Source organism: Roseobacter sp. GAI101, from assembly GCF_000156335.1.
Taxonomy (GTDB): Bacteria; Pseudomonadota; Alphaproteobacteria; order Rhodobacterales; family Rhodobacteraceae; genus Sulfitobacter.
Map to the genome: position 1 here is coordinate 1,739,451 of NZ_DS999213.1, position 22,112 is coordinate 1,761,562.

The following is a 22,112-nucleotide window of genomic DNA, read 5'->3' on the forward strand; positions in this document are numbered from 1 at the left end:
CGGCCCCATAGACCGCAATTGGCACCAGCAAAACCAGTGCCAGAAATATGCGCTTAGCCGTCCATCCGGATCGTTGCGTTTTTCGGATCATAGGGGCTGTCCTCGACCACTTCAGCGTCCCAGAGCTGGTCAAACATCTTGACCTTCAGCTTGGTGCCAACCGTTGCTTGTTCGGGTTTGACATAGCCCATGCCGATGGATTTTCCAAAAGCCACCGAATACCCGCCCGAGGTCAGACGCCCGACACGGGTATCGCCATGATACAGCACCTCGCGGCCCCACGGATCAGCGTCCTCCGGCCCGTCGATCAACAGCGTCACGCATTGTGCGCGGATGCCATGGTCCTGCATCGCCTCCTTGCCGTAGAAGTCCTTGGACAGGTCGACAAACCGCGGCAGATCCGCCTCAAGTGGGGTCGCGTCGCGGCCCAGTTCGGTCCCGAAGGCGCGGTAGGATTTCTCCTGACGCAGCCAGTTCTGCGCCCGTGCGCCGACCAGCTTCATCCCATGCTTTTCGCCCGCCTTTTCCAGCAGGTCGAACAGGTGGTTCTGCATCTCGATCGGGTGGTGCAGTTCCCAGCCCAGTTCGCCGGTATAGGCGACGCGGATGGCGCGCACCGGTACCATGCCCAGTTCGATATTGCGCGTGGTCAGCCACGGGAACCGCTTGTTGGACAGCACGGTTTCCGGGTCGGCGTCCTTGACGATCTCTTTCAACATATCACGCGATTTCGGCCCGGCGATGGCAAAGACACCCCATTGCGTGGTCACGTCATGGCATTCGATATAGCCGAATTCAGGTGCTTTATCCTCGATTGCCTTGCGCAGGTAATCGCTGTCGTAGGCTGTCCAGGCCCCTGCGCTGACAAGGTAATATTCATGCTCGGCCAGCCGCACGATGGTATATTCCGTGCGCGTCGTGCCGTGGCTGGTCAGCGCATAGGTCAGGTTGATACGGCCAACCGATGGCAGCTTGTTGCAAGTGAACCAGTTCAGGAATTCCGTAGCCCCCGGCCCTTTGACCAGATGCTTGGTGAATGCCGTCGCGTCGATCAGGCCGACACCTTCGCGGATCGCCTTGGCCTCTTCGACGGCATATTGCCACCAACCGCCGCGCCTGAAGGACCGGCTGTCGTGATCGTTGAACCCCATGGGCGCGAAATAGTTCGGCCGTTCCCAGCCGTTCACATGGCCAAACTGCGCGCCGCGTGCGGCCTGACGGTCATAGGCTGGCGATGTGCGCAACGGACGGCACGCAGGGCGTTCTTCATCCGGGTGATGCAGGATATAGACGTGTTCGTAGGCTTCCTCGTTCTTGCGCGCGGCATATTCCGTGGTCATCCAGTCGCCGTAGCGCTTGGGGTCCAGCGACGCCATGTCGATGTCGGCCTCGCCGTTGACCATCAGTTGCGCCAGATAATAGCCCGTACCACCCGCCGCCGTGATCCCGAACGAGAACCCTTCGGCCAGCCACATGTTACGCAAACCGGGTGCCGGACCAACCAGCGGGTTGCCGTCAGGCGTGTAGCAGATCGGGCCGTTGAAATCATCCTTGAGACCGCAGCTTTCGGCGGACGGAATGCGGTGGTTCATCGCCATGTACTGGTCTTCGATCCGGTCCAGATCCAGCTGGAACAGATCGGCACGGAAGCTGTCCGGCACGCCATATTCGAACCGTGCGGGGGCGTGTTTTTCGTAGACGCCCAAGATCCAGCCGCCGCGTTCCTCGCGGACGTACGACTGCGCATCGGCATCGCGGATGACGGGGTGTTCGACATTGCCCTCGCCCTTGCGGAAGGCGACCAGTTCGGGGTCCTGGTCCATGACGATGAACTGATGCTCGACCGGAATGGCAGGCATCTTGATGCCCAGCATCTTGGCGGTGCGCTGCGCGTGGTTGCCCGATGCGGTCACGACATGTTCCGCCGTGATCACGACCTGTTCGTCCGACGGAACAAGGTTGCCGCCACGCTCGACCATCTTGGTCACGGTTACTTCCCACGCGTCACCATTCCAGTGGAACGCATCGGCCTGCCATTTGCGTTCAATCGCGACGCCCCGCTGGCGTGCGCCCTTGGCCATGGCCATGGTCACGTCCGCCGGGTTAATATAACCGTCCGTCTGGTGATAGATCGCGCCTTCCAGATCTTCGGTGCGGATCAGGGGCCATTTCGCCTTGATCTGGTCAGGGGTCAGCCATTCGTAGGGCACGCCGCACGTCTCGGCTGTGGCCGCGTATAGCATATATTCGTCCATACGCTCTTTGGTCTGCGCCATGCGCAGGTTGCCCACAACGGCAAAACCCGCGTTCAGGCCGGTTTCTTCCTCGAGGGTCTTGTAGAACTTGATCGAATAGTCGTGGATATGGGTCGTGGCATAGGACATGTTGAAATAGGGCAGCAGGCCCGCCGCATGCCATGTCGATCCGGACGTCAGTTCGTCGCGTTCAAGCAGCATGACATCATCCCAGCCCGCGCGGGCCAGATGATATGCGATCGATGTCCCAACGGCACCGCCGCCGACAACCAATGCTTTGACGTGTGTTTTCATGTCACCGAATCCCATGCTGAGTGTGACCCTGTTTTAGTCAGACCGCAGAATTACCGCGTTCACCCGCCGACGCAAGACAGCCCAAAACCGACCTGCCGCTCGGGTTTTCAACGTTTCAATGTTGCGCGCAAGTCCGCGCCTGCGGTGAAATATCCATGGCGGCTGACCGGGGCGGGTTTTTACAGGATAATCAGGTGAAAAGCCTTCGGTCTTGCTACTGCAGGACGGACACATTAGGCCGCGCGCAGATATCAGCTGGCGTGTTCAACGTTTGACGGGGGCAAGGGCTGATGATCCATGCTTTCCGTGAAATAGGCGGCTCTGCTTGCGCCTCGATGCTTGCCCCAATACATGGCCGCGTCTGCCTGGCGCAACAATTCTTCCCATTCAATATCGCCGGTCGCCACCGCGATGCCAATTGACAGCTCCAGCTTGCGGTCCGGGACCTTCGCGGCAAACGGGTTGTCGGTCATCTGAATGATCCGCTCTGCCACGTGGCCGGCCCCGTCTTTGGGGTCTTGATCAAAAATGATGCAGACAAATTCGTCGCCACCCAGCCGCGCGACAAAATCACCGTCACGGACCGAGGCTTCCAGCGCCTGCGCAAGGGCCGTCAAGGCGCTGTCGCCCACGGCATGCCCGAATGCGTCGTTCAATTTCTTGAGCCCGTTCATATCGACGTAGACGACCGCCACGCGCGCGCCTGCAATAGCCGCAGCCGTCAATTTAAGCTGAGACACGTGGCGCAGGCCCGCACGGTTCAGGACCCCCGTGAGCGGATCGGTCGTCGCGATGCGCATGGCCTTTTGCAGCGATTTGTGTTGCCCCTCGAAAAACCGCGCCGCGCAGAAACATGCCATCAGGATGCTTGCACAGACACCAAGGATTGCGGGCATGATCTGCTGCCGCAACATCTTCCCGGCAACGGGGCTGTCCCAGACCAGATAGCCGACGTGCTGGTCATCGGCACCCTTCAAGGCCGTCGCATTTTCAAGAAAGGCTCCGGTCGGGACCGCTGTCGTGAAATCATACCCCGCCTGAAGCGACAGGGTTGAAAGATCTTTGATCCAGCCGGGGTCCAGATGGACAAGCCCGACAAGGACGGGCACCAAACGGGTATCAAGTGTTTCAATGTAATCAGGTGTGATCCATGCGGAGGTCATGGCAAAAAACGCTCCGTTCAACTGGGCATAGCCGGATACGGATTGGTACTGCGCGGGTGGCAGGCCCTTCAACCTGGTCAGGGCACCCTGAAGCGCGGGCTGCATGGCGGCGAAATCCGGATAGGTTTCGCCGTCTGAATGGAATTCATGCAAAATCTCGAAATCGGGGGACAGAATGAAAAGTTGATCAAAAAGATCACTTTGCGCAGCGCCGCTTCCGATGTGTTCGAAAATCGCGCTTTCGTCACCGTCCTGAATCAATTCGTAGGAAAAGCTCCAATAGGCATAATCCTCGGTCATGGACCGCAGGCGATTGACCGTTTCCTGAAGCACGGCTTGGGTGACCACCCTAGCCCCGGTGCTGGCGACCTGGTCCAGCCGGATCGTGCCCCAATAGGCCGCGATCAGCAGGGTCGCCGATGCGACAAAAGCCACCAGGAACAAAGGCCCGCGAAAACGGCGCGGGGCAGCCTGCTGTTGGCGAACCGAAAGGACGTGCTGATGTGACATGGTGCCATCAGAAGCGGAATACAGGTTAACAAGGCGTTAACGAAGCCGCTCTTTCAACCCGTACGGGTGCGTTCTGGGAGATGATCGTCACTATAGACGGCGGGGTTGCCTTGCAGATCGGTCAATCACATCAGGATGGTCGTGTTCAACACGCGCTTCATACCGGAAGGGCGGCACCATCCTAAACACGCCTCAGGCAACCTGATCCGCGCACGTTGAACCGCCCCACCGCCTGCACTTACGCTGGCAAGATCTTCCCGGGGTTCATGATGTTATCGGGGTCAAGCGCCGCCTTGATCATCTCCATGACGCCAGTCGCGGCCCCAAGTTCCTTGACCAGATAGGGGCGCTTGCCCTGCCCGATGCCGTGTTCGCCCGTACAGGTCCCATCCATCGAAATCGCCAGATCGTTCAACCAGCTGACATAGGCTTCGGCCCGTGCGACTTCGTCCGCGTCGTCCATATCCAGCAACAAAGACGCGTGGAAATTGCCGTCCCCTGCATGCCCGACGATCGGGGCGATCAACCCAAGCTCGGCGGCTTTGCCATTGGCGGCCCCGACCGCATCCGCCAGCCGCGAGATCGGCACGCAGACGTCCGTCGCCACCGCCTTGCAGCCCGGACGCAGCGCCAGCATTGCCCAATAGGCGTCGTGACGGGCCTGCCACAGCTTGTTGCGTTCCTCCATCGTGGTGGTCGCCTGATAGTCGCTGCCGCCGTTTTCACCTGCAAGCATGCTGAACGCTTCGGCCTGTTCGACCACCCCTGCATCCGACCCGTGGAATTCCAGCAGCAGCATCGGGGTTTCGGGCAACGACAGCTTGGAATAGCCGTTCACCGCCTGCACCACCATTGCGTCCAGCAGTTCGATCCGCGCAACCGGCAGCCCGTACTGGATCACGTTCATCACCGTCTCGCAGGCGGCTTCGACCGTCGGAAAGGAACACCGCGCCGAACTGATCGCCTCGGGGATGCCCTGTAGCCTGAGCGTGATTTCAGTGATGATCCCCAGCGTGCCCTCAGAGCCGACCATCAAACGGGTCAGGTCATATCCGGCGGAGGATTTGCGGGCGCGGCTGGCGGTGCGGATCACCGTGCCGTCTGCCATCACCGCCTCGACCGCGATCACGTTGTCCTTCATCGTGCCATAGCGCACGGCGTTGGTGCCCGATGCGCGCGTCGCGGTCATGCCGCCAAGGGACGCGTTGGCACCGGGGTCAATGGGAAAGAACAACCCCTGATCGCGCAGATGGCTGTTCAGCGCCTCACGCGTTACGCCCGGTTGCACGCGGCAATCCAGATCGCCTGCGTTGACCTCGAGGACCTTGTCCATCTGCGACATGTCAATAGAAATGCCGCCGGCGGGCGCGTTCACGTGCCCCTCAAGCGAGGTGCCCGTGCCAAAGGCAATCACCGGCACCTTATGGGTGGCGCACACCTTGACGATCTCGGCAACGTCTTCGGTCGATTGGGCAAAGATGACCGCATCGGGGGCCTGGTTCTTGATCCATGTGGTGGTGTGGGCGTGCTGGTCGCGCATGGCCTGACCGGTGTGAAACCGATCTGCGAAATGTTGCTTGAGAATGCCCAAAGCAGTTGCGATTCCGGTTTCGTTCCGGGGCAGATCGGTGACCTGTACCATGTGTCGTTGTCCTCTTGCCTATTCCCCGAGGGCGATGCCTTCGCGGCGCGGATCGGCCCCGCCGCGTAGATTTTCCCCGATAGAGATCATGTGCAGGCCCGATGTCAACGCCCGCGTCGCCGTTTTGTAGCCGAGGTTTTCCAGCGCGTCGACTGCCTCTGCCATGTCGGTTTCACCTTCAAGGTCATAGGTCCCGAAGCGGTTGATCGCGTGGGGCATTGCGGCGGCTTGCTGCACGTCCATGTCCCAATCGATATGGGCGATGATGGCCCCCGCGACATAGCCGATGATGCGGCTGCCACCGGGGCTGCCCACGGCCAGCACGGGCTTGCCACCCTGCATCACGATCGTCGGGGCCATAGACGACCGCGGCCGCTTGCCGGGTTCGACCCGGTTGGCAATCGGCACACCGTCCACATGGCTGCTGAAAGAAAAATCGGTAAGCTCGTTGTTCAACAGAAACCCGCGTACCATCAGGCGGCTGCCAAACCCGTTTTCGATCGTCGTGGTCATGCTGGCCACATTGCCGCTGCTGTCCACAATCGAGATATGCGAGGTCGAGGGCAGTTCAATCGCCATGTCGTCGGCCCAATTCAGCGCATGATCAAAGGCCGGTTTTCCGGGGGTCACTTCGGGCAATGCGTCATCACCGGCCAGCAATTTCGCGCGCTCGGCCAGATAGGCGGGGTCCAGCATGCCCTGCACGGGGACAGGGACATAGTCGGTATCGGCGACATAGCGGCCACGGTCCGCAAAGGCCAAACGCGAGGCATCGCCGATCAGGCGCAGCACATCGGGATCCGTGGGACCGGCGCTTAGGTCATATCCTTCAAGCAGCCCCAAAATCTGCCCGATCGCCAAAGCGCCGGATGAAGGCGGGCCCATGCCACAAACCTCGTGGGCGCGGTAGGGCGCGCAGACGGCGGCGCGTTCCTTGACCTGATAAATGGCCAGATCGACCTCTGACAGGACACCGGGATTGCCTGTCGCCCCCTGAACCGTGGCGACGATATCCGCCGCGATGTTGCCGGTGTAGAACGCCCCTGCCCCGCCTTCGGCAAGCGCGCTCAAAGTCTGCGCATAATCGGGGTTCTTCAGCGTCATACCCGCCGTGATTGGCACGCCATCGGGCAGGAAATAGGCGGCCGTGGTCGCCGAACTGGCCAGCCTTTCGGCATCGTCAGCCACAAGCGCCGCAAGACGTGACGACACGGCAAATCCCTTTTCCGCCATCGCGGTCGCAGGAGCCAACAGATCGGCCCAAGGCTGCGTGCCCCATCGTTTATGCACCGCCTCCAGCAGGGCTGGGGTGCCGGGGGTGCCCACGGACCTGCCGCCCACCACAGCGTCAAAGAATTTCAAAGGCGCGCCCTGATCGTCCTGAAACAGGCGGGGCGTCACTGCCAACGGCGCTGTCTCACGGCCGTCCAATGTCGTGATCTTGCCGCTGGCCGCATCATACCAAACCAGAAACGCCCCCCCGCCAAGGCCCGAGCTTTGCGGTTCGACCAGTCCCAGCATCGTCTGCACCGCCACCAGCGCGTCTGCCGCAGTGCCACCCGCTGCAAGCACATCTGCACCCGCCTTGACCGCGTGGGGGTTCGCTGCGGCGACCATCCAGTTGTCGGCCACGACCGGCTTGCCCGCATCTTTGGCGGCAAAGGCCGCAGTCACATCGGGCGACATGGCCCCGAAAGCGCCGTTTCCGGCAGCCTCGGGGGCGACGCTATCGGCGGCCTGCTGCGCAAGCGCCCCACTGGCAAGGCATAAAGCAAGGGCGGCAAGGGTCACGCGCATGAGGGCACTCCGTTCTTGAAGGGGTCTTTCTGAAAAGCGAGCTTACAGCATCGAGGGGACGACCTGATCCGGCGGGCGGTGGCCGTCTTCGAAGGTCTTGATGTTGATGATGACTTTTTCGCCCATCTCGATCCGGCCTTCCAGCGTGGCGGACCCCATGTGCGGCAACAGCACCACGTTTTTCAATTCGCGCAGGCGCGGATTGATATCGGTGCCATGTTCGTAGACGTCCAGACCCGCGCCTTGCAATTCGCCCGCGCGCAACATCCGTGTCAGGGCGTTTTCGTCGATCACCTCGCCACGCGAGGTGTTCACGATCACGGCTTCCGGCTTCATCAGCTTCAGGCGGCGTGCGTTCATCAGGTGGAACGTGCTGGGGGTGTGCGGGCAGTTGATGCTCAGGACATCCATCCGCGCGACCATTTGATCCAGGCTTTCCCAATAGGTAGCCCCGAAATTTTCCTCGACCTCGGGGCGCAGGCGGCGACGGTTGTGGTAATGGACCTGCATGCCAAAGGCATTGGCGCGGCGGGCCACAGCCTGACCGATGCGCCCCATGCCAAGAATGCCCAAACGGCGGCCCCCAACACGCCCCCCCAGCAGCGCAGTCGGGGCCCAGCCTTTCCAGTCGCCCGACTGCATCTGCGCCATGCCTTCGGCCATGCGGCGGGTCACGGCCAGGATCAGCGCCATCGTCATATCCGCGGTATCATCGGTCAGCACCCCGGGGGTGTTCGATACCAGAATACCGCGCTGGCGGGCAGTCATCACGTCGATATGGTCCACGCCCGCGCCATAGTTGGCGATCAGTTTCAGCCGGTCCCCCGCCTGAGCAATCAAGGCGGCGTCGATTTCATCAGTGACCGTCGGGACCAGAATATCGGCGGATTTCATCGCCTCTGCCAGTTCGGCGCGGGTCATCGGCGTGTCATCTTCGCGCAAGGTAACGGTGAACAGTTCCGACAGGCGTTTCTCAACGACCTCCGGCAACCGTCGCGTGACTACAACACTTAGCGGTTGCTTTGACATTATGAGCCTCCCAAATCTGGCTTTGCGCTTCGCTTGATGGCATGGTGTAACAAGCGGCGACGAGGCACAAGAACTTCGCGGCGTAAAAGAGCATTAAATCAACACCGAAGCATCAGGCAGGCCGTCATGACATCCAAGTTCCGTTTCGCCCTTTTGGGGGCATTGATCGCGATTCTACCCATGGGTGGCGCAGGAAATGCGACCGAAGTGGGCCAGGTCACCAACCTGCCACTGCCGCGTTTCGTGTCGATGAAAGCTGCCGAAGGCAACGTGCGCCGGGGCCCGTCGCTGACCCACCGCATCGACTGGGTCTTCAAGCATCGTGACATGCCACTTCAAATCACCGCAGAGCACGGCCATTGGCGGCGTGTCGAAGACCGCGACGGCATGGGCGGCTGGGTGCATTATTCGCTTTTGTCCGGCACCCGCACCGTTCTGATCGAACAGGATCACCTGCGGTTGCTGGTGCGCCCCGACCCCAATGCGCCCGTCGCGGCGGAATTCGAACTGGGGGCCATCGCCCGGCTTGGGGCCTGCGATCTGGAGTGGTGTTTTCTTCGGGCCGACGGTTACAAGGGCTGGGCCCCCAAGGCGCGGCTTTGGGGTGTTGGCGCCGCTGAACTGCGCGACTAGAGTACCCCTCGGGGCCGTCGTCCCGAAACAGGGATCAGTGGAGGCTCTCAGATGCGCGCGATTAGATATTCTCAGCTTGGTGAAGCGCGCGATGTGCTTGGCTTGGTCGAAATGGACACCCCTGCCCCCGCAGCAGGCGAAGTTTGCGTGCGCATCGCGCTGTCAGGCGTCAACCCGTCGGATGTGAAATCCCGCAAGGGCCGCCCCGGCATGACCCATCCGCCGTTCGAGCAGGTCATCCCCCATAGCGACGGCGCAGGGGTGATCGAAGCCGTCGGCGAAGGTGTCGATCCGGCGCGCGTCGGGCAGCGCGTCTGGATCTGGAACGGCCAGTGGCAACGCCCCCTTGGCACCGCCGCCACACATATCACCCTGCCCGAGGCCCAAGCCGTCGCGCTTGCCGATGATGTAAGCTTTGAAACGGCGGCCAGCCTTGGCATTCCCGGCCTGACCGCAAGCCATGCAGTCTTTAACGGCGGCGATGTGGCAGGTCAGACCATCTTGATCCAGGGCGGCGCAGGCACCGTTGGCTATCTGGCCGTGCAACTTGCCAAATGGGCCGGTGCGCGGGTGATCGCAACCACCGGTAAGTCAGGTGCAGCGCGCGCATCATCAGCCGGAGCGGACGTCGTGCTGGACTATGCCGCCCCCGATCTGGCGGAACAGATTCTGGCCGCGAATGACGGAGCGCCGGTGGACCAGATCATCGAGGTCGAATTTGGCGTCAACATCGGTCTGGACGCACAGGTCATCAAGCCCAACGGTCGAATCGCAGCCTATGGATCGGCCAAGGAAATGGAGCCCACGCTGCCGTTCCTGCCGTTGCTTTTCAAGGCTGTTACCATCGATATCATCCTTGTTTATCTGCTGACACCAACCCAGAGAGCGCTTGCCATCGACCAAGTCCATCGCGCGTTGGCCGAGCATGCGCTTGAGTGCCCGGTCGAGCAAACATTCTCCCTCGCCGACACGGCATTGGCCCATGAAGCCGTTGAGGCCGGGGCACGCGCCGGGGCAATTCTGGTCGACTGTCAAAGCTGACCTTGGTTGGTGCGCCGGAATTCTCCAACGTTCCGGCGCACCAAGTCTGGCAAAGATCGTAGATTTTACATGGCTGCTAAAGCCGGATTTCCTTCAAGATGCATCGGGGTTGGCGACTCCACGACCAAGGGCTCAAGCCGAGGATTTTCTCCTTGCGACTTCTATGGTGTTTCCGTTTCATGGTCATGTCCTTGAATATATGGGCCAAACGCTCGTTTGTGGCGCAAATCATGTCAAAGCGCCTTGAAGGGAAAGAAAGATCGCAGCATTTTTTCAGCCATTTCGAGAGTGCATGCCCTGTTCTGAGGGAGAAGGCATTTGTTAATGTGCAGCCAGATAGCAACGAAATGAAAATATTCGGCGGCATGACGTCCGACCTTATGCCGCTCCGACTCGGCGGCGTCCAACTCTCGCAGTCGCAATGCCCATGCCAGCGTCAGGAAGGCATGGCGTCGATAGGCAAAGATCCTCGTTCATCGGTCCCCACTCAAGGTCGTGGAGCCGGGTCTTGCCGGAACAGTTGCGCGATTCCCCACCGGCTAGGCATCAGTCTCAGACTTCCCTGCTCAGAAAATTTGTCGTTTAAAGTCAATACAATTGAGATCTGATCGCATGCGGGCGATGATGACACGTCGCATGAAGCGCTCACAAGGATCCGTAATGCCGGCGATCCTGGCCCGGCCTCCCATTTCGATCAAATTGTAGCTGCACGAAAATTTCGGACGTCAAAGGGCACTTTTTCTTAAATCGGGTCTTGCACCCCCATCCAACCCGGACTAATTAGCACCCAGCGATGGGATGTGGCCTAGCGGTAGGGCAACTGTTTTTGGTACAGTAGATCGTAGGTTCGAATCCTACCATCCCAGCCATCACTCTCTTTAGAAATTGATGCTTACAATCTCCCCGGTCGGAGTGGCGATTGTTATACAACCGGATATACCGTCGTACTTATGCCAACTGTAGTTGAGCGCTTCGCGTATCCAGGCGAGCGACGTGATCAAAAGCTTGAAGCCGTTCAGGACGTCTAACGACGGCAGCGGTTTCTGTCTGAAATGGCAATGAGGACTACATTGCGGGGCTTCGGGAGATCGCTGGCGCGCAAAACGGGGCATTGGCCCCCTCACAGCCTCCCTTTAATCTGAAGCGGCCGCTTCAGATCTACGGCAGGCCCCCTATCAAAATCGGGGACAACCGGCCCGCCCAAAGATCAGTTTTTGGGGGGACACCTCAGCAGTCCGCGTGGGACTTTTGAACACCATCAGACGACTGGGATTGAGATAGGCTGCGCGGCGGACCGCAATGTCAGGCAACACTATCAAGACATATTTTAACGCTGATATGATGGAACCGAAGTTCACGACGTTGGTGCTAGAAAGCAAGTTTGATCTTCATTTCTTTCGCAAGCCTAGCGCCAGCAAGCGGGCCCTCAAGCCGCGCGCAGCGCTTCGAAACCTCCTTCGGAATTGTCTGCAAAATCGCTCCTCTCAGGTCACATGGAGCAAATCTTAGGTAAAATAGAGGACCGATCCCCTCAATATCACTCCAAAGAAAAGTTCGTGCGATCATTCAGAGAGCTCAAACATCTACTTGGCCTTATTCGTTCGACCTGCCGTAACATAACCTTAATCAGCCTGAAGCTATGAATCGCCCAAAGTTGTTTTGGACGATGAATGCGAGGGCTCTCTTGACAGTAAACCTATACACGCTGGATGAGGTCGTGGACCTTGGGTGTGCGAAGAAGATCGCCAAAGACCTCATACATTTTATTCGCACATCTTCCGAACCATGTCTGAATGCCTCCGGACTGCGCCAGGCAGGATTGCCGCTTTTGCAACTCCTTGTTTCTGCGCGCCGATATGCGGAAGCTGAAGGCAAGGCGATGCGCATCGAAGCGCCCGAAGACGGCACTTTGATGACGCTGCTCGCCACATTCGGATTAGACCCGCAACAGTGCGCCGCGGAAATTGTGGCGTCGTCTTCGGTCCCGTCCCACGAACTTCAATCGAGAGGGTCTGAAAAGTGACCAAAACAATCCTTGCAATCGATGATTCAGCTTCGGTGCGGCTGATGGTGAAAATGACGCTTTCCGGCGCAGGCTATACCGTCGTTGAAGCCGCGGATGGCGAACAGGGCCTTGAGATAGCCCGTTCCTGCAGGCCGGATGCAGTTCTAACCGATCAGAACATGCCCCGGTTGGACGGGATCGGCTTCATTCGCAAGTTCCGCCAGATGCAGGAATCAGAAGGTGTGCCGGTGGTGTTCATCTCGACGGAAAGCGATTCAGGCGTCGTTCAGCAGGCACGGTCAGCGGGTGCCACCGGATGGATCGTAAAGCCCTTCGATCAGGAAAAACTCCTGTCGGTGGTTGGAAAGCTGGTGAAGCTGTGAGCGATCCAGAAGACCTCGGTACCGGGATTTATCGTCAGGAAGCCGCTGAGCTGGTGCAATCAATCGAGGCAGGCCTTCTCGCGCTTGAGAACACGCCTGGTGACGGCGACCGTATAGATGCCGTTTTTCGGGATCTTCACACAGTCAAGGGTTCAGGCGCGATGTTCGGGTTCAAGGAACTGGCCGAGTTCGTTCATGAATTCGAAACCGCCTTTGACAGCGTGCGCAGACGGGAAGTGCCGGTCACGTCTGCCCTGATAGAGATTTCGCTTCGGGCCTGCGACCACATTCTGCGACTGCTTGATGATCCGGTTTCAGCCAAGGCGGTCAGCGCAACCATCTTGGGAAAGCTTGCCGCCTGTCTTGAGGCCGACGGATCGGACGCCTTGCCGGCCCCCCGGCAGGACATGAGTATAGGGACCGACAACCGCGGTATTCCTCCGGCGAATGGCTACCGCGTGAAATTCCGTCTCGCCGCCGACGCGCTGATGCATGGCCATGATCCCGAAGTTCTGCTGAATGACCTGCGCGATCTGGGCCCCACCCGCGTGCGCGCATTGGTCGAGGATGTGCCACCGCTTGATCAGCTGGATCCGACTGAATGCCTTATGGGCTGGGAGGTCGAAATCACCGGCGAAATTGATCCGACCGATATTGAAGCCGTCTTTTTGTTCACCCGCGATACCATGAGCTTGGAGGTATCGCCTTTGGATGCAGATGAAGCGCTGGAAGCCAACGCTGGCCCAACCGACGAACCTGATGCCAGCTTCTCCCTTGTTTCCGGCGCTTCCAACTCCACCAAAGCGACAGGCAATACAATGCGCGTAGCGACAGAGCGCCTTGACGAGATGATGGACCGGGTCGGTGAACTCGTGATCGCCGAAGCCCGGCTTCAGGCGCTGGCGCAAACCTCCGGTGACGCCACACTCATGGCTGTGGCCGAAGACATCCAGCGTCTGGCAGCAGGGTTGCGCGATTCCACCATGTCGATCCGGATGGTCCCGATATCATCGATTTTGGGCCGGTTTCAGCGTCTGATCCGGGATCTTTCCGGGTCGCTTGGCAAGCAGATGAACTTTGTGACCTGTGGCGAGGATACAGAACTGGACAAGACGGTGATCGAACTTCTCGCCGATCCACTGGTTCATATTCTGCGCAACTGTGCGGACCACGGCCTAGAAAGCGCGGAACGGCGTTTGGCGGCTGGAAAACCCGCAACCGGCACCATTGAACTGGGGGCGGAATATGCCGGGGCCGAGGTGGTAATCACGATTCGGGATGACGGTCGCGGCCTTGATGCGGCGCGCATTCGCTCTCGTGCCGTTGAGCGGGGGCTGATCGACGAAGATGTCGATCTGCCCGAGGCGGAACTTTATCGCATGATTTTTGAACCGGGGTTTTCCACGTCCAGTGCGGTGACAGAACTTTCCGGACGTGGCGTGGGCATGGACGTTGTCAAACGCACGATCGCGTCCCTGCGTGGACAGATCGACCTGGAGTCCGAGCCAGGCCATGGCACGACAGTCCGCTTGCGCCTGCCCCTGACGCTGGCGATCATCGATGGTTTGCTGGTCGAAGTCGGCGGTGAGCTTTACACCATTCCCCTCGCCGCGGTGGAAGAATGTGTCGAATTACCTGCCTTGCACAAATCTGAAAGGACCACCTCGTCTTTCCTGAACATCCGCGGCGGGTTGGTTCCATTCCTTCGTTTGCGGTCCCTGTTCGATGTCGCGGTGCCGCCCTCCGACTACCAGAAAGTCGTGGTGATCGCGTCGACAGGTGCCCGTGTCGGACTCGTCGTCGATAATATCATTGGCAACAATCAGACGGTGATCAAACAACTCTCGCCTCTCCATGCCGGGCTCAAGAGCTTTTCCGGGGCCACAATTCTGGGGGACGGCAGCGTCGCCTTGATCTTGGACGTGGCACAGTTGGTCGCGTCGGGTCGTGCGATCGAGGAGTCGACGAGGCGGGAGAATGCGGCATGAGCACGGCCACGCAAATAGACGTCGTGACGCTGCGACTGGGGGGAGAATGGATGGCGCTCCCCGCTGACAGCCTCCGTGAGATTTTGGAACCGGTCGCCGTAACGCGGGTACCGCAATCGCGCCCCTTTTCCAACGGGTTGATCAATGTGCGCGGGGTGGTCGTACCGCTCACGGATTTGCGGGTCGCTTTCGGGATGCCACCGGTCGACGCGACCGAAGATACGCGAATGCTCGTTTTCGATTTCCCTCTTGATGGCGATACGGTGACTGTCGCAATCACCGCCGACAAGGTTCACGAGGTGACCACCCTTGATGTCTCGGCGCTGGATGACGTTCCCAGCGTCGGCCTTCGTTGGCCGCCCGAATTTGTCCAAGGGATCGGAAAGCAGGAGGATGAATTCCTGTTGGTTCCCGATCTCGAAGCGATTTTCAAGCAACATGCCATGCGTGGCACCACACAAAAACAGCACGACGAAGGAATTTAACCGATGCGATTAACGATAAAGATAAAACTGGCCGCAACCTTCTTCGTCGTGCTTGCGCTGGCCGCGGCCGGACAGATCATGGCCATCCGTGACATGGGGCGATTGAACCACGCGATCAGCGAAATCGTAGAAGGCAGTGCCGAGCGGGTCCAGCTGACCGGCGTGCTCGTGACCCAACAACTCAAGGTGCAACGCGACATCAGGGAGTACCTGCTGACCACAACCCCCGCCCAGCGTCGCGAGATAGCCAACCGAACCGCTGCGCTTCGTGAAGAGGCGCAAGCCACATTCCTGACCCTCTACGAGATTGCTTCGCCCGAGGGACGGGTAAAGCTGGACGAGCTTGAAACAAGCAGGAATGCGATTGGTGCGATCAACGATCGTGCCGTGGAAATGAGTGAAGCCGGCAATCGTGACGGCGGCATCCGTTTGCTGTCTACAGAGGGGTTTGAAGCATGGAAAAGCGTTGAAACCACTTTAAACGAAATCGTAGAAATGAACGATCAAATGCAAACCAAGACTGCGGCCGAAACGGACGTGCTTTATACGACATCGCGAACAAACTTGATCGTCCTCTTGACGATCGCGATCATTGTCGGGGTCAGTGCAGCTGCCTGGATCGTGATGTCAATTTCGCGCGGTTTGAACCGGGCCGGTCAATTGATGCTTGCGGTCGCCGAGGGTGACCTGACGCAAACTGCGAAGCTCCGAGGCAATGACGAGCTGACCGATCTGATGCGTACTCTGAATACCATGATTACGCGTCTTCTGGATGTGGTCACGAATGTCACCAGCGCCGCGCGCAACGTGGCTTCCGGCTCTGAAGAGATGTCATCGACGGCCGAACAGCTAAGCCAGGGTGCCACTGAACAGGCATCCTCGACCGAGGAGGCTTCGGCTTCAATGGAACAGATGGCAGCCAATATCAATCAAAGCGCGCAGAACGCCTTGGACACCGAACAAATGGCCCGCAAGTCCGCAGCGGATGCGCGCGAAAGTGGTGCCGCCGTCGCCAAGGCCGTCGAAGCGATGCAGACGATCGCCGAAAGGATCATGGTAGTGCAGGAGATTGCGCGGCAGACAGACCTGCTCGCGTTGAATGCTGCGGTCGAAGCGGCACGGGCCGGGGAACATGGCCGGGGCTTCGCGGTGGTCGCCTCCGAGGTGCGCAAACTGGCTGAACGCAGCCAATCCGCAGCAGGCGAGATTTCGCAGCTGTCTGGCAATACGGTGCGTGCCGCTCAGGCCGCTGGCGAGATGCTTGACGGACTGGTGCCCGATATCGAAAAAACCTCTGCGCTGGTCGCAGAGATATCAAATGCAAGCCAAGAGACGGCGGCAGGTGCCACACAGGTCAATACAGCGATCCAGCAACTCGACAAGGTGACACAGGAAAACACCTCCGCCTCCGAGGAAATGTCTTCAACTGCTGAGGAACTGGCCAGTCAGGCAGAACAGCTTCAATCAGCGATCGCTTTTTTCAAGATGGAACAGAGCAATACCGGCGCGCCGCTTGCAAGAACATCACCTGCACGCAAACCGGCGCGTGTACCCAAGGCCGCAAGCGGCGGATTCGACTTCGACATGGGCTCTTCCGAAGATGCACTAGATCAGGAGTTCCTGGCCGGGTCCAAAAGCGGGCGGGCGGCATGACCAAGGTCACCCAAATCCTGACGCTTGGGTGTGGTGACGATCTTTATGCTGTGCCTGTCGATCGCGTGCAGGAAATCCTTGACCCCTGCCCCGTATCACGATTGCCCCATGCACCGGCCCATCTTCTGGGGGTCATCGATGTGCGCGGCGACGACGTCGTATTGGCGGATCTACGCATTATTCTAGGGCTCCCGCTCTGCGCTGACACCGCGGCGACGCGGATCGTCGTGCTTTGGTTGAACTGGGAGGGGCGTCGCGCTGTCATTGCGGTTAAAGCGGACAGGGTCATTGAAGTGACGCATCTTGATGACGATACTTTGACCGACGTGCCGGAGGCGGGACTGTTTGCGTGGGAAGAGCGCCTTGTTTCCGGGATCGGTCGATGCAAGGGCAAGTTCGTCACGATGATCGATTTGGACAGCATGTTTCAGGCTGTCTCGGCCGAAACCTTGTCAAAAGCGGTTTCTACGTCCTCCAAAAACGAGCAAGCCGCGTGACATCTATCGCTACAAAATCTGATTTTGACTCTTCCTCGAAAAGATTTGAGCGGTTCTCGAAACTGGTCAAAGACGAGATCGGTGTGCGGCTGCCGCTCAACAAACGTATGATGGTAGAAAGCCGACTGCGCCGTAGGATGACCCAGTTGAATTTGGTGTCGGTGGACGACTACTTTCGCTATCTCTTTGACGAGGGCAGGCTCGCTGAAGAACTCGACGTGATCTTTGACGCGGTTACGACGAACAAGACCGATTTCTTCCGGGAGCCGGATCATTTTTCCATTCTTGCCGATGTCATCGTTCCTGAACGGTTAAAGCGGCGCAAGGCAAATGGTCGGGCGTCAATGTTCAAGTTCTGGAGCGCAGCGGCGTCCTCGGGGATGGAGGCTTATACGACGGCGATGGTATTGGCCCAATACGAAGAGCGGGCCGCGCCTTTTGAATGGGGTATTCTGGGGACTGACATCAACCTCAAGATGCTTGAGCGATGCCACGAAGCCATCTTTGACACCGCTGAAATTGCACCCGTCCCTGCGTCCCTTCGCACAAAGTACCTGATGGAGGGTACTGGCGACCGAAAAGGACAATGGCGTGTCGTCCCCAAGCTGCGCAGCCGGACACGGTTTCAGAAACTGAACCTGTTAGGCGTAAACTACCCCGTTGACAGGGACATCGACGTCATTTTTTTGCGCAACGTGCTGATTTATTTCGATGCAGTGGATCAGGCCAAGGTGATTGAACGGATGATCTCGCATCTTGCTCCACATGGCCATCTGATCGTCGGCCACTCGGAAAGCATGATCGTACGTCAGCCCGGACTGACCCAGATCGCACCTGCCGTCTTTTGCAAGGACTGAGCCGATGCCCAATCGTGAAATCAAGGTTCTTATCGTCGATGACAGCGCCACGGTGCGGAGCGCTTTTTCATCAATCATACGTGCGGATCCTGGGCTTGGGCTCTTTGGGACTGCCGGTGATCCCTTTATCGCCGTCGACCGGATGAAAAGTGGCTTACCCGATGTGATCCTGCTGGATCTCGAATTGCCGAATATGGATGGGCTGACTTTTCTTAAAAAGATCATGGCGCAGCGACCGATGCCGGTGGTGGTGTGCTCAAGCTATACCGAAGCCGGGTCGCAAGCTGCGCTCAAGGCGCTTGATCTGGGGGCTGCGGAGGTGCTGGCAAAACCTCATCTCGACACCCAGCTGGCACGGGCCGAGGCCGCAGTGCGCATCGGCGACGCCCTGCGTGCGGCAGTCTCGAGCTACAAGGATCATAGCGCGCGAAAACCGGCCAGCCTTTTCACTCCGGGGGAAAAGTTCACCGCCGATGTGATACTGCCGTATCGCAAGCCGAAACAGGTGCCGGGAACCTCGCCGGTTGTTGCCATCGGCGCATCGACCGGCGGCACCGAGGCGCTTCGCGAAGTGCTGACGGCCCTGCCTGATACCACGCCTGCAATCGCGGTCGTTCAGCATATGCCCGAAAATTTCACCCGCGCGTTCGCAAACCGGCTCAATTCCCTGTGCCATATCAATGTACGTGAAGCGCAGAACGGGGACATGATGACGTCAGGCACCGCCCTTATTGCGCCAGGGAACCATCATATGATGCTCCGGCGCAGCGGCACGTCATATCGGGTTGATATCGTCGAAGGGTCCTATGTCAGCCGTCACAGGCCGTCAGTGGATGTGTTGTTTAGGTCGGTCGCACAGGCCGCTGGCGCAAATGCCCTTGGTATCATCATGACCGTTATGGGGGATGACGGTGCCGCCGGCATGACCGAAATGCACGCCGCCGGTGCGCGCACATTGGCGCAAGACGAGGCAAGCAGCGTCGTCTGGGGCATGCCGGGTGCGGCGGTACAGGCCGGCGGGGTAGATCGAATTGTCGCCCTGTCCAAGCTATTCAAGGAAATAGAAAGCCATGGTGCCTCACAGAAAAACCACGGCAGACCAACGAAATGATGTCAAATGCCCAAGCCCAACATCGACACTTGGCAAGTGCCGATCAGGTGGCCCTGCTAGAAGATGTCAAACATCTTAGGGACACGACGGAGAATGTCTTTCTAGCCACCGGCGAACAACTGATGGAAATCGCGACGCTTCTGGAAACAGCGATCACAGCGTTCAACACGCTCGTCGATCTAAGCCGGGATGACCTGATGCACAAGTTGCGCGAAAAGGCTCTGGGACAAGAGGAAAGCTTTGAGGAGTTGCGTTTAGGCTTTGTCGACGCAGGCAAGAAGATCACTGGCCTGACCTCGATGCTGCGCTTTCTTGATCGCGAATTTCATCGCGTTCGCCGTTCGGTCACGACAACCCGATTTGTCGTCGTCAACGCCAAGACCGTGCTCTCTTCGATCCCGTCGCAGCAACAGCGCCTAGGGCACCTGACCAAAGAAGGGTCGCGCGTCGTCGAAGAAATGGAAGGTCTGCTATCGCAATTCGAAAGCACGCTTCACGGGATTGGTCAGTCGGTTGGACGCATGGAACAAGTGGTCTTGCTGGTCGGATCTACCGTCGATGACAATGTGCGCAACGCCTTTGACGCGCTGATTTCCGACATCACCGATTTTGAAGAGAACGTGCAAAATATTGCCGGGTCCGGTGTCGAAACGTCCCTACGGCTTCGGGGCCTTCAGGCCGCAACAGCCAAAGCTGTCGCCGGGCTTCAGGTTGGAGACAGTACACGGCAGCGGCTTGACCATGTCGCCTTCGTTCTGGAGCATGCCTCAGGAGACAACAGCCCTTTGCAGGATCTTGCTGCGCTTTTGCTGGACGATGCCTTTCAAGAGCAAAGCGAAAAGCTGGACCAGTTGAAAAACAGCATCGCGACCATGATCACGGGCCTTCGCGACTTGGTTCAGACCCATCTGCTGGAGTTTTCAGGATCTACCGAACGCACTTTGAACGCGTCTTCGTTGTTGGGCGGGGCAAAGCGGATATCGACCTCTGTCGACGCTCTTCGACCGCTTCGGGACGAGGCGGGGCAGAGGTACCAGATGCTGGACAGGGAACTTGACCGGTTCAACGGTCTTATTCGCCAGAATGAGGGCGTTCAGATCAGAATCCAGCATATCGGGATGGATGCAGTACTGGCATGCACGCGGCTTGGTGACGATGGCAAGCCCCTCAAGGTCGTCGCAGAGCAGATTCAAATCGTTGCACAAGAGTCAGGTGACCATTTCCGAAGCATCCGGGAAACGATGAAAGAGATTAGTGAACTTGGCAGATCGGTGGCGTCGGAAACCGAAGAAATGGTTCAGCGGTCCATTCAAGTGCCTGCGACGCTTTCTGCGGATTTCAGCCCTTTGATCACCCAAGTGGTCGCAACCCTTTCCCCGATCCAGAGCATTGTCGCAGACCTGCAGGGTAAAACGGCCGCTGTTAAGTTCGATTTCACCCCGGCTCAGGCACACACTGCGCGGCTTGAATGGCTGGCAGGCCAAGTACCGCGATTCATATCGGGCCAAAAGACCGCCACCGTCTCGGATGCTGTGCTTGAAACGTTATTCCGCGTGTTCACAATCGAACGAGAACGAGATGTCTTTCGCAAAGTTTTTCCGGGGCATTCGATGACTGCAAACGCAGCAAGCCAACCTGAGGCAGACACCGAGATGGACGACTTTTTCCTCTAAGCCTATGATTTGAAATTTGAGAGTTGCCAGAAGAGCCGCATCGGACCGTGACAAATTCAGGATTCCACGCCACCGAGGGGAACGGGGCACCGAGACGCCCGGCACCTATCCTGCCTATCACCCTGCCTGACCATCGCCGCTCCGCCGACGGTGCAGTGGCCACAGCCGCGCCGTCTTATCAGCGCCACAGAGGCTTTGAATGCGTCCGAAAACCTGCATCTCTTGGCCCTGAGGGTATCCCGCCATCTCTGCTGGAAACATCCTGACATGCTGTCTGAATTTGTGGGAAGACTTCGGCTTGGCCGCGCGCGTCTTGTCAAAAGGCCACAAAAGAAGGATAGATACTTCGTTTCACCGTTTGGAGATAACGATAAATGACGCAAAAGCCCCTGTCGTTGGCACAGCCGTCGCTGGTGATCGGAAGTGGTGACATGGCGCAGGAGATTTTGGATTTCCGGTGGAGCAACACTCCCTTGGGTCCGATAGAATCCTGGCCGGTTTCCTTGCTTTCGGCTGTTCGGATCATGATCAGTCAGCAGCACGCTTCGTGTATGTTCTGGGGCCCGGATTTGACGATGCTCTACAACGACGCCTATGCGCCGATCCTCGGCGCGCGCAAGGACGGTGCGCTTGGCACGGCAGCCCGGGAAGTATGGCCGGAAATCTGGCATGATATTGAGCCATTCGTTAAAACCGCACTTGGCGGTGAAGGGGTATTCTTCAAGGAACTGCCGCTCACCATGACCCGCAACGGCTATGAAGAGCAGACCTATTGGACATTTTCCTACAGCCCCCTGCACGACGATGACGGTATTATCTGCGGGATGATCAATATCGCATTTGATGAAACGCCAAATGTCGACGCGCGGTCGATGCAGGATGCGATGAGGTTGGAACTGTCTCATCGCATGAAAAACATGCTGGCCGTCACCTCTGCGGTTGTCTCGTCCAGCCTGCGCACGTCGAAAGATCTCGGGCACGCCCGCGAGACTGTATCAGCGCGGATCATGGCCCTTGGGAAAGCACAGCAACTGCTTCAGCTGACGAAGAGATTGACCTCACCGAGGTGATAAATCTTTCGATGACGCGCATTTGG

17 protein-coding genes and 1 tRNA gene are annotated in these 22,112 nt (G+C 58.7%); 13 read left to right on the forward strand and 5 right to left on the reverse strand.

Features of this window, described 5'->3' with window-relative positions; genetic code table 11:
* Positions 1 to 53: 53 nt before the first annotated feature.
* The 5 genes from RGAI101_RS08165 to RGAI101_RS08185 all read right to left on the reverse strand — a co-directional run bounded on the left by RGAI101_RS08165 (position 54) and on the right by RGAI101_RS08185 (position 8,690).
* Positions 54 to 2,549: a GcvT family protein gene (locus tag RGAI101_RS08165; RefSeq protein WP_037229286.1), complete on the reverse strand. Its 2,496-nt coding sequence runs from the start codon at positions 2,547 to 2,549 to the stop codon at positions 54 to 56.
* Between the two features lie 251 nt (positions 2,550 to 2,800).
* The gene (locus RGAI101_RS21240; protein WP_008226599.1) at positions 2,801 to 4,222 is read right to left on the reverse strand and encodes a diguanylate cyclase domain-containing protein; all 1,422 of its coding nucleotides are present in this window, start codon (positions 4,220 to 4,222) and stop codon (positions 2,801 to 2,803) included.
* A gap of 238 nt (positions 4,223 to 4,460) precedes the next feature.
* On the reverse strand, positions 4,461 to 5,864 hold the full coding sequence (locus RGAI101_RS08175; protein ID WP_008224881.1) for an FAD-binding oxidoreductase: 1,404 nt from the start codon (positions 5,862 to 5,864) through the stop codon (positions 4,461 to 4,463).
* Positions 5,865 to 5,882: 18 nt separating this feature from the next.
* Positions 5,883 to 7,661 (reverse strand): gamma-glutamyltransferase, encoded by a 1,779-nt coding sequence (ggt, locus tag RGAI101_RS08180; protein ID WP_008226014.1) that lies wholly within the window; start codon positions 7,659 to 7,661, stop codon positions 5,883 to 5,885.
* A gap of 42 nt (positions 7,662 to 7,703) precedes the next feature.
* Positions 7,704 to 8,690, reverse strand: coding sequence for a 2-hydroxyacid dehydrogenase (locus RGAI101_RS08185; RefSeq protein ID WP_008228990.1), 987 nt, complete (start codon positions 8,688 to 8,690; stop codon positions 7,704 to 7,706).
* 126 nt (positions 8,691 to 8,816) lie between these two features.
* Between RGAI101_RS08185 and RGAI101_RS08190 the strand changes: the two genes are divergently transcribed.
* From RGAI101_RS08190 to RGAI101_RS08250, 13 genes are all read left to right on the forward strand, one after another.
* Positions 8,817 to 9,323, forward strand: coding sequence for an SH3 domain-containing protein (locus RGAI101_RS08190; RefSeq protein ID WP_008228128.1), 507 nt, complete (start codon positions 8,817 to 8,819; stop codon positions 9,321 to 9,323).
* 51 nt (positions 9,324 to 9,374) lie between these two features.
* The gene (locus RGAI101_RS08195; RefSeq protein WP_008228659.1) at positions 9,375 to 10,364 is read left to right on the forward strand and encodes an NADPH:quinone reductase; all 990 of its coding nucleotides are present in this window, start codon (positions 9,375 to 9,377) and stop codon (positions 10,362 to 10,364) included.
* Between the two features lie 794 nt (positions 10,365 to 11,158).
* Positions 11,159 to 11,233 (forward strand) — tRNA-Gln (locus RGAI101_RS08200).
* A gap of 770 nt (positions 11,234 to 12,003) precedes the next feature.
* On the forward strand, positions 12,004 to 12,387 hold the full coding sequence (locus RGAI101_RS08205) for an STAS domain-containing protein (RefSeq protein WP_037227740.1): 384 nt from the start codon (positions 12,004 to 12,006) through the stop codon (positions 12,385 to 12,387).
* A complete protein-coding gene (locus RGAI101_RS08210; RefSeq protein WP_008225885.1) occupies positions 12,384 to 12,752 on the forward strand; it encodes a response regulator in 369 nt (122 codons plus the stop codon). The genes RGAI101_RS08205 and RGAI101_RS08210 overlap by 4 nt, the downstream gene beginning before the upstream one ends.
* Positions 12,749 to 14,740, forward strand: a complete 1,992-nt coding sequence (locus RGAI101_RS08215; protein WP_008225884.1) for a chemotaxis protein CheA — start codon at positions 12,749 to 12,751, stop codon at positions 14,738 to 14,740. Before RGAI101_RS08210 ends, RGAI101_RS08215 begins: the two co-directional genes overlap by 4 nt.
* Positions 14,737 to 15,225, forward strand: a complete 489-nt coding sequence (locus RGAI101_RS08220; protein ID WP_037227749.1) for a chemotaxis protein CheW — start codon at positions 14,737 to 14,739, stop codon at positions 15,223 to 15,225. Before RGAI101_RS08215 ends, RGAI101_RS08220 begins: the two co-directional genes overlap by 4 nt.
* Before the next feature lie 3 nt (positions 15,226 to 15,228).
* Positions 15,229 to 16,878, forward strand: coding sequence for a methyl-accepting chemotaxis protein (locus tag RGAI101_RS08225; RefSeq protein WP_008226322.1), 1,650 nt, complete (start codon positions 15,229 to 15,231; stop codon positions 16,876 to 16,878).
* Positions 16,875 to 17,375: a chemotaxis protein CheW gene (locus tag RGAI101_RS08230; RefSeq protein WP_008229024.1), complete on the forward strand. Its 501-nt coding sequence runs from the start codon at positions 16,875 to 16,877 to the stop codon at positions 17,373 to 17,375. Before RGAI101_RS08225 ends, RGAI101_RS08230 begins: the two co-directional genes overlap by 4 nt.
* Positions 17,372 to 18,232, forward strand: coding sequence for a CheR family methyltransferase (locus RGAI101_RS08235; RefSeq protein ID WP_008228247.1), 861 nt, complete (start codon positions 17,372 to 17,374; stop codon positions 18,230 to 18,232). The genes RGAI101_RS08230 and RGAI101_RS08235 overlap by 4 nt, the downstream gene beginning before the upstream one ends.
* A 4-nt stretch (positions 18,233 to 18,236) precedes the next feature.
* A complete protein-coding gene (locus RGAI101_RS08240; RefSeq protein ID WP_008225659.1) occupies positions 18,237 to 19,343 on the forward strand; it encodes a protein-glutamate methylesterase/protein-glutamine glutaminase in 1,107 nt (368 codons plus the stop codon).
* A 47-nt stretch (positions 19,344 to 19,390) separates the two neighbouring features.
* Positions 19,391 to 21,016 carry a hypothetical protein gene (locus RGAI101_RS08245; RefSeq protein ID WP_157044657.1) on the forward strand — a complete coding sequence of 542 codons (1,626 nt, stop codon included), beginning with the start codon at positions 19,391 to 19,393 and terminating at the stop codon, positions 21,014 to 21,016.
* A gap of 395 nt (positions 21,017 to 21,411) precedes the next feature.
* Positions 21,412 to 22,086 (forward strand): HWE histidine kinase domain-containing protein, encoded by a 675-nt coding sequence (locus RGAI101_RS08250; RefSeq protein ID WP_198133684.1) that lies wholly within the window; start codon positions 21,412 to 21,414, stop codon positions 22,084 to 22,086.
* Positions 22,087 to 22,112: the final 26 nt, after the last annotated feature.